Here is a 12,089-nt window from a genome sequence, read left to right as displayed (position 1 = left end):
AGAATGCTTAAAAGCCATTAGTTATTCACATTTATTGTTGATAACTAATGACTTATGATGTTGTTAAGGATTAACTAACTATCAAGTTACAGCAAACTTTAGAGCGGAATACTGCACCCCGAAAATCACTGAAACCCTTATTAACTATACCGCGTGTTGGCGTGTCGTTATTTTATTCCTTCTTCATATCTTCTTTCAACAATTTCTTCAATTTCTAACATCTGTTTTGCTGATTTTCTTGCAATCATTGGCTTTGAAATGAAAACACTTGTCAATAACCAGACAATAACATTAACAGCTAAAGCAATCCAATATGAAAGAAAGTTGCTTAATTCTGAATCGTTTTGATATAAATAAACTCCTAAGCAACTTAATAGGCTAATCCCGATTGGTAATCCCCCAAAAAAGATGAGTCTACTTCGTTTAATATATTTATCAACTTTCTCAACTTCCTCTTTTCGATAAAGTCCTTTTATTACATTTGCGCTTTTAGCTTCTTGTCTTTTTAGTCTCTCTTTTTCACTTTTCTCAAAGGATAAGCTATCTTTTGCTTCAGCTAAATCATCAACAAATTTCAATTTAACTTCTTGAAATTCTCTATTTAATTCAAGACTTATTTCATCATCAGATAAACCTTTTGATATATTACCGTGTAACGAATTTGCAATTTTGACAACTTCTTCTGCTGGCAACTGCTCAATTTGCAGTTCAGTATCCAATAGCTTTGATAAATCCGTAATTTTAAAGGTGTTTTTGTCAGGTTGAAGGTTAAACCGAATCATGTCAGCAAATAAATTCGAAAAATCTGTCGGATTAACATCAGTACCTCCATTATCAATTGCAAGCATACTAATTATAGTATCTAAACGAATTGCCAAAGGTAAATTTTCGACTGTAGGCTTGGTATGGGAATATTTATTAACCGAGATTTCTTGAGACAATATAAAGGCTTTCTCAGTATTTCTGTAATATTCAATACCTGCAATTATACCTACATCGTGAACTAAAGGCGCATCTCTTTTATCTTTTCGGGTAACATTCTTGTATATTGTATTGAGTTCTGTTTTCTTATTCTCGTCATTTTGAGCATTTTCAATTGCAATATCTAGCTTTGGGTCATCATTAAAAATTTCAATCTTCTTTTTAGACTCAATATATTCAGGAGGAGTACTTATTTGTTGGCAAAATGTTTGGAAATCTTCATAATTTGAACACTCTCTTTTAATTGCAGACTGTATAAAATGGTCATCAGTTTCTTTTATTACCGAATAATCAAATTTCTCAACATTTCTAAGAATTTCTTTATTTAGATTTGAGACGGTATTAATATATTCTTGCTCAGTAATATGAAAATATCCAGGAGTGACATTTAATTGGCTAAATATACCATCTAGTTTTTTTATTGTATTATGATATTCACTTGCTTCTAATCCTATGTTCATTAGAACGTTTGTATCTAATACACATTTTGAATCTCTAAAAGCTGCAATTGAAATTGGGTCTGCGCCGATTGATGATTGCAACAAATTTGCTGCAAATGCAGAAGTTCCATACTCCCATAAATGAGCATCTAAATCTGCATCTTTTTTATTTATAATGCAATCAACAAATCGCTCTACAAGAACCGCATAATCTTTTTTGTCTAAATCCTTGTTATTAAAAGTTCTACGCTTTATATGCAGAAAGATGTCAGAGCTTTTCTCTTTTACTTTTTCAGATTTCTTATGGCAAATATCGGAAATCCACTCCTTCGAATAAGATTTAAAAAACTCAATCGTTGCATCAGAAAACCAATCGATTACTAATGCTTTATCTGAATGAAAAGGTGTGAAATAAGTTTCAACTAGCCTATCTAATCGCTCAGTTGAATCCTCATACCTTTTATTTAATGTTCTTCTATTACTTCTGCTTAATGAATATTTCTTTTTGGCATAAATGATTTCTTCCTTTTCTAAAAGTTTTTCAATCCCTTCTTCAATTCTATTTGGTGCAATTGCTGTTTTTAAAACATCCTTTATACCATTACCTATTTCTTTAATAGTCAAAGGTAAATCACTAGTGAATAATACTTTAATTATCAACTGGGATATTGCATTTTTAGTTAATGACCTTGAAGTCGAATCTAATCTGAGGTGTAGGGTTTTTAATGTCTTATCCAATTTATTCTATTTTTTATCTGTTAGTTCGTTCTATCTAATGCACGCCAACGGTCCCGGCTATGAAGCGAAAGTGATTTGTTGCCAAATTTACCTTTCAAAATGCTAAGTAGCCAAGGCGTTGGTTTTGTTTTTATCTTTTACTTTTCAAAAGCCAAATCAACGATTTGGCGGTGGTTACCGGAGCTACGAACCTTCCAAAGTTAGTCGGCTCACTTTTGCTTTATAAGCCATTGTTGGTAGCTGTTGCTTATATTTTTCTCGTCTATATTTCTCAGTCTGCATAATTCTAATCGAATCCCCAAATCTCTTTAGGACTTGCTTTGCTATTTTCTACTGTCAAATTCAATTATTCCAATGTTACATATCATAGCGCATCAGTTACAATAGTATGCGCAAGCGGCGAAATCAACTGAGAGATTGTCGAAATCAACTGAGAGCTTGTCGAAATTGATTGAGAGCTTGACGAATTCGATTGAGAGCTTGAGGAAATCCATTGCGCCGTCGTTACAATTGATTGCGCAACCGGTACAATCGACTGAGCGAACAGGAAAATCCATTGCGCGTTCGGGATATTACGTTGCGCAGTCAGTCCGATACACTGAGAAGCCTGTTTCCTGAATGGCATTTTTAAATTCATAATGTTAATTTCCAATTCCTTAAAGGTCATGTCATATTTTTTAATGCGTTTATTAAATATTAACTGCATTGCGTTTTTTCAATAGCTACCAACGGTGGCTGCATGGCGTCGAAAGGGGATTTAGACCGTACTTTCTTACCAAATTGAGCGGAGCCAAAGCGTTGTATTTAGTTTTAACTTTTCATTTTAAGGCCAAATCAAGGATTTGGCGATGATTGCCAGTGCTGAGATAGTTCAAATTGATGCGAACCCCTTTTGCGCTATTGCAGCGTGTTGTAAACAGTACTTTTATTCTTTGTTAGATTTAAATGCGAGTCCAATTATTGCGCCAAATATTGAACCAGAACAAATCCCTAATAAGATTCCTGCAAGTTGATTGTCAAACATTGTTCCTAAGGATATTCCTAGTCCAGTTCCAATGAGCATACCTAAACTTAGTCCAATTATTATGGTCTTATTATTTTGAATATTCTGCTTGGTTGTTTCTTTAATTTCAATCATTTTGTTAAGGTTTGTTTATCTAATTTGTATGTTGTCTTGTTGTTAAATAATCAGCATATTTGATTCATCTGCACACAACGATAATTGTTTATAATAGAATCGATGATCATCTGCCACTCTATTTTATGCACGCATTGTTGTAAACCTGTGATTTATTCTTTTCTATTATATTTAGGCAACAACTCAATTAAAGGCATTTGTTATGTCAATGATATTTTTAAGCATTAGTCCAATAAATAAAATAATTACACCTACATTAATCAGGACCGATACTACTTTCTTTATTGATCTATTCTCTTTTCGCCCCTTTATTGAATAGATCAGACCAATAGTCCCTAAAATTCCTGTAGCTATGAATGGAAGGGCTATTAATATTTCTCCATTGTGAAACTTATTCCAGATTTTTAAAAACACATTTAAATAAGTAAAAGCAAATAGTAATAAAATTACCATTGCTATTCTAAATGACTTTTCAGTATTGCTTTTAATCATATTCATTTAAGTTTTTTGGTTGCCGTATTGTTTACAACGGTGGCTGCATGGCGTCGTGAGGGAATTTATCCTTACAATCTTTCCAAACCGAGCTGAGCCAAAGCGTTGTATTTGTTTTTAACTTTTCATTTTTAAGCCAAATCAGCGATTTGGCGCTGCTTGCCGAAGCTAAGTACTTACCAATTTACTCGAATCCCGAAATGCGCTATAGCAGCGTGTTAGCGAGATGTTCTTATATTTCTAATAAGTATTTTTATTAAATTCCGTATAAAATGGTCTCGATTTATAATACAATCTCCGACAATATTTAACCCTAGGAAAAATGAATAACTTATAAACATTAGTCTATAATACTCTGTTAACTTCCAGTTTTTAATATAATTATACTGTGGGAAATACTTATTATAGCATGCAATTATATTTGTTTTCTCAAGACCAACTTTAGTTTCGAACGCCTTAATATTAACCCTAAGTTCATCAGTGAAAGTTTCATTGCCGACCTTGTATGAATACAATATTTTATTAATGTCTTGATTCTTTATGTCTTTTATCGATAGTTCCTCAATTATTGTTTCTTCAATTGGGAAAGCATCAATAAAATAATTTTCAGCAAGACTTTTCGCTAGAATTTCAATCCAGAAGTAGCCAAATAATATATACCCTCCAATTAAAATAATTTGAAGAGTCACTCTATTTACTATTACTATTGATGTTCTATTCATTATGATTTGTTCTGGAATTCTCGCTAACGGCCTGCCGCATGGTGTGTAAGGGAAATTTGGCCTTACTAACCTTTCAAATTTTGGAGAGCCGAAGCGTTGGGTTGGGTTTTACCTTTTCATTTTATTTTTAAAGTCAAATCAACGATTTGGCGTTGTTCGCCGAAGTCGCAAACCTTCCAAATTGCACAGAATCCCTTATGCACTATTGCGGTTTGTTGGGCGCTGCCATTGTTTTGTTTTCAATTATATATGCTTTTGACTCAGGAAAAATACTAATTCCTCTTTCTTTATAATTATGCTCTATTCTCCTCTTTTCAGAATCAGTTAAGTCATGTAGTATTATTGGTGTCCTAAAATGGTTTTGTTCAGGACTAATAAAGTCATTACCATAAATATGAAGAGTGTCAGATTGGAATTTGTACAAAATGTATTGAAACCACATGCCATTGTATTGATATTTATCTGGGTATAAGTTTCCAAATCCGCCTTTTAATTCTTTGTCTAATCCAATTGCCATTCGCGAATCATCCATTCCCCATGAAGTCTCTATTAAATAAATTTTTTCATTGGCTGTTTTATTATACAGTTCTACTATTTCTTTCTTGTCACTAAAAGCTAGACTAAGAACAGCCAACACTAGACCGCACCCCAAAAGTCCAATTATTAGTATGACTAGCAATATTTTACCTAATTCTCTCATGCTTGATTAATCCTATTTTTCTTTTGGACTTGTTTGCTTGGGTTTGGTTGCGCCCAACTAATCAATATACAGCACTATGCTTTATATCTTAGCAATGGTGCTTTCATCATTTTCGTATGCCGCTTTTTAATATACTATATATAAAAGCGACCAAACATAAAACTACTCAATAATCACTCTTCTTGGCGTGAGTAAAGTTGAAATCACTGGTATATTTATCTTTTCTTATCTCATTATCCCAGGTGTAAGCTTTAAAACCTTTTCCGCCTTAATTTGTCAATATAGGAAACTTCCAAACCATGGACTTACAAATAAAAAACCACACCTACATAGTTTGCGGCGCCACAGCCGGTTTTGGCCGTGCCACGGCAATAGCTCTTATGAACGATGGTGCCAAGGTGATTGGCATTGCCCGCCAGCAGGAGGGACTGGATAAAATGGCTGCAGAATACCAAGGTCACTTTATTGCTGTTAAAGGCGATATGACCACACCCGACACCATTAATAAAACCATTAGCCTGGCTGTTGAGCACGAGGTAAAAGGCATATTGATTAATGCTGGTGGTCCACCAGCCAAACTGTTTGAAGAAACGCGCCTGTCGGACTGGGACGATGCTTACCGCAATATACTGCGCTGGAAAGTGGAGCTAACACAAAAGCTATTGCCACACTTTAAAAGCCAGAACTATGGTCGCGTCGTGTATATTGAGAGTTCATCGGTAAAGCAACCGTATGAAAATTTGGTACTGAGCACCTCCCTTCGACTGGCAGTTGTGGGCATGATGAAAACCGTATCGCAAGAGGTGAGTGGACAAAACATCAATTTTAACATGATTGCCCCCGGCTCTCATGATACAGCCGCTATCAATCGCCTCATCGATAAAAAAGCCCAAATGACGGGTCAGGATTTTGAAACGACGAAAGAAGCTTTTATTGAAGGCATCCCGGCAAAGCAATTTGGCAATCCCAAATACCTGGGTCAATTAGCAGCCTGGCTATTATCTCCCATGGCGGAGTTTGCAACTGGTCAGGTATATGCTTTAGAAGGGGGAGCGGTGAAGTCGACGTTGTAATTTTAGTCCAAAGTATTAATTATCCGTTTTTCAATTCGGCGATTTTTCACTTAAGCGATTCGACAGATCATCGATTCAACAATTCGACAACATTCTAAAGCAAGGGGCTAAACAATCGTGCAAACGACTCCTTCGCTTTTTGCCATCGCGGACGCTTTTTCCATTCATCGAGGTTAATCAGGTACGACTCATTTAAGTCATCCATAAAGTAGCCCTTTACTTCCCTTGACATTTCTTCATCATAAATAAAGGCATTAACCTCGTAATTCTGTTCAAAGCTACGGAAATCCATGTTGGTGGTACCAATGGTACACACCTCATCATCGGCCACCATCATCTTACTGTGCAGGAAGCCCGGTTTGTAAAAATAGAATTTCACCCCTGAGAGAAGCATCTCTTTAATGTAGGATTTGGTGCACAGAGCCGTAAAATAAGCATCACTTTTTTCAGGGATGAGTATCCGCACATCAACACCGCCCATCGCTGATGCTTTAAGTGCCATCAACACACTTTCACCTGGCATAAAATAAGGTGTGGTGATGTAGATATACTTTTTGGCGTTGGAAATAGCCTGATAATAACCCATCATAATGCCCGGCCAATCGGAGTCTGGACCACTGGTCACTATCTGCACCAGCTTATCACCAGCAGGTTTTTTATGTGGAAAATACTTAGGGTCGGCAATGTCATTCTGGCTCACAAAATACCAATCGATAAAAAAGACCGATTGCAAGGCATTGACGGCATCACCTGTTATGCGCAAATGCATATCGCGCCAAATGCCATAAGCCGGATTGCCTTTTATATAGCGATCGGCAACGTTGAGGCCACCTAAGAATCCTATCTCGCCATCAACCACCACAATTTTCCGATGATTACGATAATTCACCTTGGAGGTTAAAGATGGAAATCGCACAGTAAGAAAACTGTATATCTCAATGCCATAGCTCTGTAAATACCTGAAGAAAGAACGTTTTAATTCCCAGCTACCCACATCATCAACTATCATGCGAACTTCAACACCTTTTTGTGCCTTCTCTTTGAGTATGTCCAGCACCTGATTACCAATCTCATCTTCATCAAAAATATAATATTGCAGATGAATGCTGTGCTCAGCACCTCTTAATGCTTCCAGTATGGCATCGAAAGTTGCTCGCCCATTATTTAATACATCCACCTGGTTGCCAATGGTTAAAATTGATGATGAGTTATTAAGCAGCATCTGCATCAGCTTCTTATTATTCTCCATCGAAGGAATATCATCCATGCTACCTTCCGATATCTTATGGCTTTGCGAGTGGGCTATTTCACTAATTAAATCGTGGTTCTTAAGGCCTTTTCGTCTGATGATTTTCTCTTTCCGCAGATTCTGTCCAAAAAAGACAAAGAAGATAACGCCTAAAACCGGGATAAATAATAATACCAACATCCATGGTATGGCTTTGAGCGGGCTTCTGTTTTCGAGCATCACTACAAATACAATGGCAAGCATGGCAAACACATAAGCCACCTTAACAATGTTGATAACCAAAGGGGGAATACTTTCAATAAAATCCATAGACTGCGGTCAGTGTTCGTTTAGCGGTAATTTACAAATTATTGCGATACACCAATAATTTACTTGAGCCAAATGTATGGTTTCGCACTATATTCCCGGTTATATTTGGCGCGGCTACTCCCTTTTCAAAAAACACATCACCAATGTAGCGATGAGCTTCGTCCCATAAGTCGTCTTTAATAAAATACTGTAAGGTGGCGCTACCACCTTCTACAATCACTGATTGTATGCCTCGCTGCCAAAGATCATTCAGTATTTGCGTCATGAAATCTACTTCGCCAATTTTGACATACTCCAGCTTGGTGGCCGCTTCATTTTTTAAGGAATTATAAACCACCGTTGGATGCTGCCTGTCCAGTAACTGATAGCTATCGTCTAATTTACATTGCTTATCAATCACGCATCGTAGCGGCTGATGTCCGGACCAGTCGCGCACAGTTAAAGATGGCTTATCTTTGATGGCTGTTTGCGTGCCTATCAGGATGGCCTGCTCGGTGGTACGCTGCTGATGCACTGCTCTGCGGGCCCATGCATTGGTTATCCAGGTGGGCTGACCATAGTTCGATTCGTTTCGCTCAATATCAATAAAACCATCTTTTGTTTCGGCCCATTTCAGAATGATGTACGGTCGCTTTTGATTATGAAAGGTAAAAAACCGACGATTGAGTTCGAGGCTCTCCTCCTCCAACACTCCAGTTTTTACTTTTACACCCGCTTTCTCCATCATTTCAACGCCTTTGCCCGACACCTCAGAAAAGGAATCGATACAAGCAATCACCACATTAGGTATCTCACTATCGATAATCAGTTTAGAGCAAGGCGGTGTTTTTCCATAATGCGCACATGGCTCCAGGTTAACATACAAAGTTGATTCTTTTAAAAGTGATTTATCCTTTACCGCATTCACTGCATTAACTTCAGCATGTGGCTCACCCGCTTTACGGTGATAGCCCTCACCTATTATTTTACCATCACACACGATTACACTACCAACCATGGGGTTAGGATAGGTATTCCCTTCGGCTAGTTGTGCCAGTTGCAGGCAGCGCTGCATGTATTTTTCCTCAACGGACAAATGATTCATTGGAGTTTCGTAATTTTGCCGTTCAAGATACAAAAAATGAGTGGCACTACGATTCAACAATTTACTTCCAACTTGCTAATCGAGCTAAAGAACGAGTACCCTGAGTATGAGATTCGGCAGATGGCCAAACTAATACTGCAGCACATTTTGCAGCTTAGTAACACCCAATTATTAATGATGAGTCAGGAACTGCTGAAAGAAGAGCAACTAAAGCAGTTACGCGAATATGCCGCGCAACTAAAAGAACACATTCCCTTGCAATACATCGTTGGCTCAACAGAGTTTTATGGTCTGGAGTTTAAAGTCAACCCATCGGTTTTGATTCCGCGCCCCGAAACAGAAGAGCTGGTCGACTGGATATTGAAGGATAAGCTGGCACCAGAAAGCTTGTTGGACATTGGAACAGGTAGTGGCTGCATTGCCATTTCACTAAAAGCCAACTTACCGAATACCAAGGTCACTGCCTGGGATATTTCTGATAAAGCACTTGAAACAGCCCAAAACAATGCCACTCAACTTGGTCACGCTGTTCATTTCGCTCAAGTAGATGTATTGACTCATCAGGCCGATGAGGCAATGTATGACTGCATCGTTAGTAATCCGCCTTATGTGCGCGAATTGGAAAAAGAGATGATGGCCCCTAACGTATTAGATAACGAGCCACACACAGCGCTTTTTGTTTCAGATCATGACCCGCTCATTTTTTATCGCACCATAGCTCAGCTTGGACAGACTACACTAAAATCTAATGGCCACCTCTATTTTGAAATAAACGAGTATCTGGCAAAAGACATGACGGATATGCTTAGCCAATTGGGCTATTCAAACATTGAGTGCCGCAAAGATATCAACGGCAAAGATAGAATGATGAAAGCAGTAAAGAGGTAAGAGATGAGAGGTGAGAAGGGAGAACAAGCTTGAAGCTCATAATAATAGGGATGATTTGACAAACAGTCATTTTGTAAACTAAAAGACTCGCAACTTAGAACCCGAAACACACTGCCTCACGAACTAGTCGTCTCAGACGTTCCACAACTGTCCATCATGAAACCCTACATCACATATCCCTCACTAGCTCCGTTTCTGCCATCAGTTTCACTTCATTAAAAAAAGCCATGAAATCATCGTTAAATGCCTGGTAATGTTCATCCATTTGTTCCATGGCCCAACTTGTATGATCGGGCAGAGATGAGTAGTTTGACATGATACGCAAACTCCGCTCAATACCCTCTTTGGTGGCATAAGTTTCTAGGCGACGACTCTTAACCAGGAAAGGCAAAAAGCGCTTCACATCAGCAGGTAACTTAAAGTAATTGCTTAATAGTACCTTATGCACTTTTGATACATATTGCTTAAGGGATATTGATGAAAAGTGCGCCCAGTTGACACCTAAAAAATGATCGTAAAATACATCAATGATGATGCCCGAATAGCGACCATATCTCTCATTTAATCGCCTGGCACTCTGTTTAACCAATGTATGGCGGTCGGTAAAATCGTCAATCTTACGATGTAGAAGAATACCCTGTTTTATCTCTGGCGAATACTTCTCATAAGCACGCCCCTTTACATGGTCGCCAATAAAATTACCAACCTGTATGCGTGGATTATCGCCTGATAAATATAAATGAGCCAGAAAATTCATTGGACAAACATATAAAAATACGTTAACACTATTAGTACTTCAAGATTAACACCCTGTTTCTTAACATGTTTATTTTATTGGCCTTTTAATTGGGCAAAGGGTAATTTTATATGGGACATCCATTTGAAATCCAGTCACCTAAATAATCAATAACCAAATCAACAACATTATGCAAAAAGCCATTATTATCGGCGCTGCCGGAAGAGACTTTCACAATTTCAACACCTTTTTCAGGAATAACCAGGATTACAAGGTTGTTGCCTTTACTGCAGCACAAATTCCTGATATCGATGGGCGTAAGTATCCGGCCGAGTTAGCTGGCAGTCTTTACCCCGATGGTATACCCATCTTCGCTGAAGACGATCTTGAAAAACTAATCATCGAAAAAGAAGCCGATGTGTGTGTATTCTCCTACAGCGATGTGCCATACAATCGCGTGATGAACCTATCGGCTCGTGTAAATGCAGCTGGTGCCTCCTTTATGCTTCTTGGCCCCAACCAAACGCAGATAAAGAGTAATAAACCTGTTATTTCTGTATGTGCCACTCGCACCGGCTGCGGTAAAAGTCAAACGTCTCGAAAAGTCATCGAATTATTAATGAAGCAAGGTTTAAAAGTAGTGGCTATTCGTCATCCGATGCCTTATGGCGACCTGGTAAAACAAAAGGTTCAACGTTTTGCAAGCATTGATGATTTAGCCTATCACAAATGTACCATTGAAGAGATGGAAGAATATGAACCACACGTAGTACGTGGCAATGTCATTTATGCTGGTGTTGATTATCAAGCGATACTAGACGCAGCCGAAAATGACCCGGACGGCTGTGACGTTATACTATGGGATGGAGGCAACAATGATTTTTCGTTTTACCAACCCGATTTGCTTGTGACGGTGGCCGATCCGCATCGTGTAAATCACGAACTAAGCTATTATCCTGGTGAGGTAAATATTCGCATGGCCGATATCATTGTCATCAATAAAATGGACAGTGCAGCTCCTGAAGATATTAATCAGTTACGTGCCAATATTGATAGCCTGAATCCGTCTGCAACTGTAATTGATGGAGCCTCGCCCATTCGTGTTGATGATATTTCAGTCATCAAAGGAAAGCGTGTATTGGTGATTGAGGATGGCCCAACCTTAACACATGGGGAGATGAAGATTGGCGCCGGCACTGTTGCTGCTAAAAAGTTTGGTGCGGCTGAAATAATCGATCCGCGCGAATATGCTATTGGCAAACTAGCCGAAACTTACCAAATCTATCCGAATATTGGCACCTTGCTTCCAGCCATGGGCTATGGTGATGAACAGGTCAAAGACCTACAGGCGACCATTGACAATGTACCGTGCGACTCGGTTATAATTGGCACCCCAATTGATTTGAACAGGGTCGTAAATATCACTAAGCCAAATACGCGTGTTTACTACGATCTGCAAGAGATTGGTCAGCCCACTTTAGATGAATCAATAATCGAATTTGTTAAAACTCACGATTTACAGTTAAGCAAAGTATAAAT

General features: G+C 38.2%; 11 protein-coding genes. 3 read left to right on the top strand and 8 right to left on the bottom strand.

What is annotated here, in order from left to right; genetic code table 11:
• Nucleotides 1-167: 167 nt before the first annotated feature.
• From JIV24_RS08290 to JIV24_RS08265, 5 genes are all read right to left on the bottom strand, one after another.
• The gene (locus JIV24_RS08290) at nucleotides 168-2,159 is read right to left on the bottom strand and encodes a hypothetical protein (RefSeq protein WP_200464564.1); all 1,992 of its coding nucleotides are present in this window, start codon (nucleotides 2,157-2,159) and stop codon (nucleotides 168-170) included.
• Nucleotides 2,160-3,084: 925 nt separating this feature from the next.
• Nucleotides 3,085-3,297 carry a hypothetical protein gene (locus tag JIV24_RS08280; protein ID WP_200464562.1) on the bottom strand — a complete coding sequence of 71 codons (213 nt, stop codon included), beginning with the start codon at nucleotides 3,295-3,297 and terminating at the stop codon, nucleotides 3,085-3,087.
• 183 nt (nucleotides 3,298-3,480) lie between these two features.
• A complete protein-coding gene (locus tag JIV24_RS08275) occupies nucleotides 3,481-3,795 on the bottom strand; it encodes a hypothetical protein (RefSeq protein WP_200464561.1) in 315 nt (104 codons plus the stop codon).
• A gap of 212 nt (nucleotides 3,796-4,007) precedes the next feature.
• Nucleotides 4,008-4,511: a hypothetical protein gene (locus tag JIV24_RS08270; protein ID WP_200464560.1), complete on the bottom strand. Its 504-nt coding sequence runs from the start codon at nucleotides 4,509-4,511 to the stop codon at nucleotides 4,008-4,010.
• Nucleotides 4,512-4,713: 202 nt separating this feature from the next.
• Nucleotides 4,714-5,211, bottom strand: a complete 498-nt coding sequence (locus JIV24_RS08265; protein ID WP_200464559.1) for a hypothetical protein — start codon at nucleotides 5,209-5,211, stop codon at nucleotides 4,714-4,716.
• 299 nt (nucleotides 5,212-5,510) lie between these two features.
• Between JIV24_RS08265 and JIV24_RS08260 the strand changes: the two genes are divergently transcribed.
• The gene (locus JIV24_RS08260; protein WP_200464558.1) at nucleotides 5,511-6,284 is read left to right on the top strand and encodes an SDR family NAD(P)-dependent oxidoreductase; all 774 of its coding nucleotides are present in this window, start codon (nucleotides 5,511-5,513) and stop codon (nucleotides 6,282-6,284) included.
• A gap of 94 nt (nucleotides 6,285-6,378) precedes the next feature.
• Here JIV24_RS08260 and cls read toward each other — a convergent pair whose 3' ends face one another.
• Together cls and ribD are read right to left on the bottom strand one after the other, a co-directional pair.
• Nucleotides 6,379-7,842 (bottom strand): cardiolipin synthase, encoded by a 1,464-nt coding sequence (gene cls, locus JIV24_RS08255; RefSeq protein WP_200464557.1) that lies wholly within the window; start codon nucleotides 7,840-7,842, stop codon nucleotides 6,379-6,381.
• A 31-nt stretch (nucleotides 7,843-7,873) separates the two neighbouring features.
• A complete protein-coding gene (gene ribD / locus JIV24_RS08250) occupies nucleotides 7,874-8,926 on the bottom strand; it encodes a bifunctional diaminohydroxyphosphoribosylaminopyrimidine deaminase/5-amino-6-(5-phosphoribosylamino)uracil reductase RibD (RefSeq protein ID WP_200464556.1) in 1,053 nt (350 codons plus the stop codon).
• Nucleotides 8,927-8,962: 36 nt separating this feature from the next.
• Here ribD and prmC point away from each other — a divergent pair, with 36 nt between their 5' ends.
• On the top strand, nucleotides 8,963-9,814 hold the full coding sequence (gene prmC, locus JIV24_RS08245) for a peptide chain release factor N(5)-glutamine methyltransferase (RefSeq protein ID WP_200464555.1): 852 nt from the start codon (nucleotides 8,963-8,965) through the stop codon (nucleotides 9,812-9,814).
• A gap of 169 nt (nucleotides 9,815-9,983) precedes the next feature.
• Here prmC and JIV24_RS08240 read toward each other — a convergent pair whose 3' ends face one another.
• Complete coding sequence (locus JIV24_RS08240) at nucleotides 9,984-10,571, bottom strand: acyl carrier protein phosphodiesterase (protein WP_200464554.1); 588 nt, start codon at nucleotides 10,569-10,571, stop codon at nucleotides 9,984-9,986.
• 169 nt (nucleotides 10,572-10,740) lie between these two features.
• Here JIV24_RS08240 and JIV24_RS08235 point away from each other — a divergent pair, with 169 nt between their 5' ends.
• Nucleotides 10,741-12,087: a cyclic 2,3-diphosphoglycerate synthase gene (locus JIV24_RS08235; RefSeq protein WP_200464553.1), complete on the top strand. Its 1,347-nt coding sequence runs from the start codon at nucleotides 10,741-10,743 to the stop codon at nucleotides 12,085-12,087.
• Nucleotides 12,088-12,089 lie beyond the last annotated feature (2 nt).

It is taken from the genome of Carboxylicivirga marina (genome assembly GCF_016612505.1).
Classification (GTDB): Bacteria; Bacteroidota; Bacteroidia; order Bacteroidales; family Marinilabiliaceae; genus Carboxylicivirga; species Carboxylicivirga marina.
Note: the sequence above shows the minus strand (reverse complement) of the source record. Positions and strands in the feature narration are given on the sequence as shown.

Excerpts from the sequence above, each read along its gene's own strand:
- prmC (WP_200464555.1), top strand. The coding sequence starts at position 8,963 with ATGAGTGGCACTACGATTCAACAATTTACTTCCAACTTGCTAATCGAG.
- JIV24_RS08280 (WP_200464562.1), bottom strand. The coding sequence starts at position 3,297 with ATGATTGAAATTAAAGAAACAACCAAGCAGAATATTCAAAATAATAAG.
- JIV24_RS08235 (WP_200464553.1), top strand. The coding sequence starts at position 10,741 with ATGCAAAAAGCCATTATTATCGGCGCTGCCGGAAGAGACTTTCACAAT.
- JIV24_RS08260 (WP_200464558.1), top strand. The coding sequence starts at position 5,511 with ATGGACTTACAAATAAAAAACCACACCTACATAGTTTGCGGCGCCACA.
- JIV24_RS08275 (WP_200464561.1), bottom strand. The coding sequence starts at position 3,795 with ATGAATATGATTAAAAGCAATACTGAAAAGTCATTTAGAATAGCAATG.
- JIV24_RS08240 (WP_200464554.1), bottom strand. The coding sequence starts at position 10,571 with ATGAATTTTCTGGCTCATTTATATTTATCAGGCGATAATCCACGCATA.
- ribD (WP_200464556.1), bottom strand. The coding sequence starts at position 8,926 with ATGAATCATTTGTCCGTTGAGGAAAAATACATGCAGCGCTGCCTGCAA.
- cls (WP_200464557.1), bottom strand. The coding sequence starts at position 7,842 with ATGGATTTTATTGAAAGTATTCCCCCTTTGGTTATCAACATTGTTAAG.
- JIV24_RS08265 (WP_200464559.1), bottom strand. The coding sequence starts at position 5,211 with ATGAGAGAATTAGGTAAAATATTGCTAGTCATACTAATAATTGGACTT.
- JIV24_RS08270 (WP_200464560.1), bottom strand. The coding sequence starts at position 4,511 with ATGAATAGAACATCAATAGTAATAGTAAATAGAGTGACTCTTCAAATT.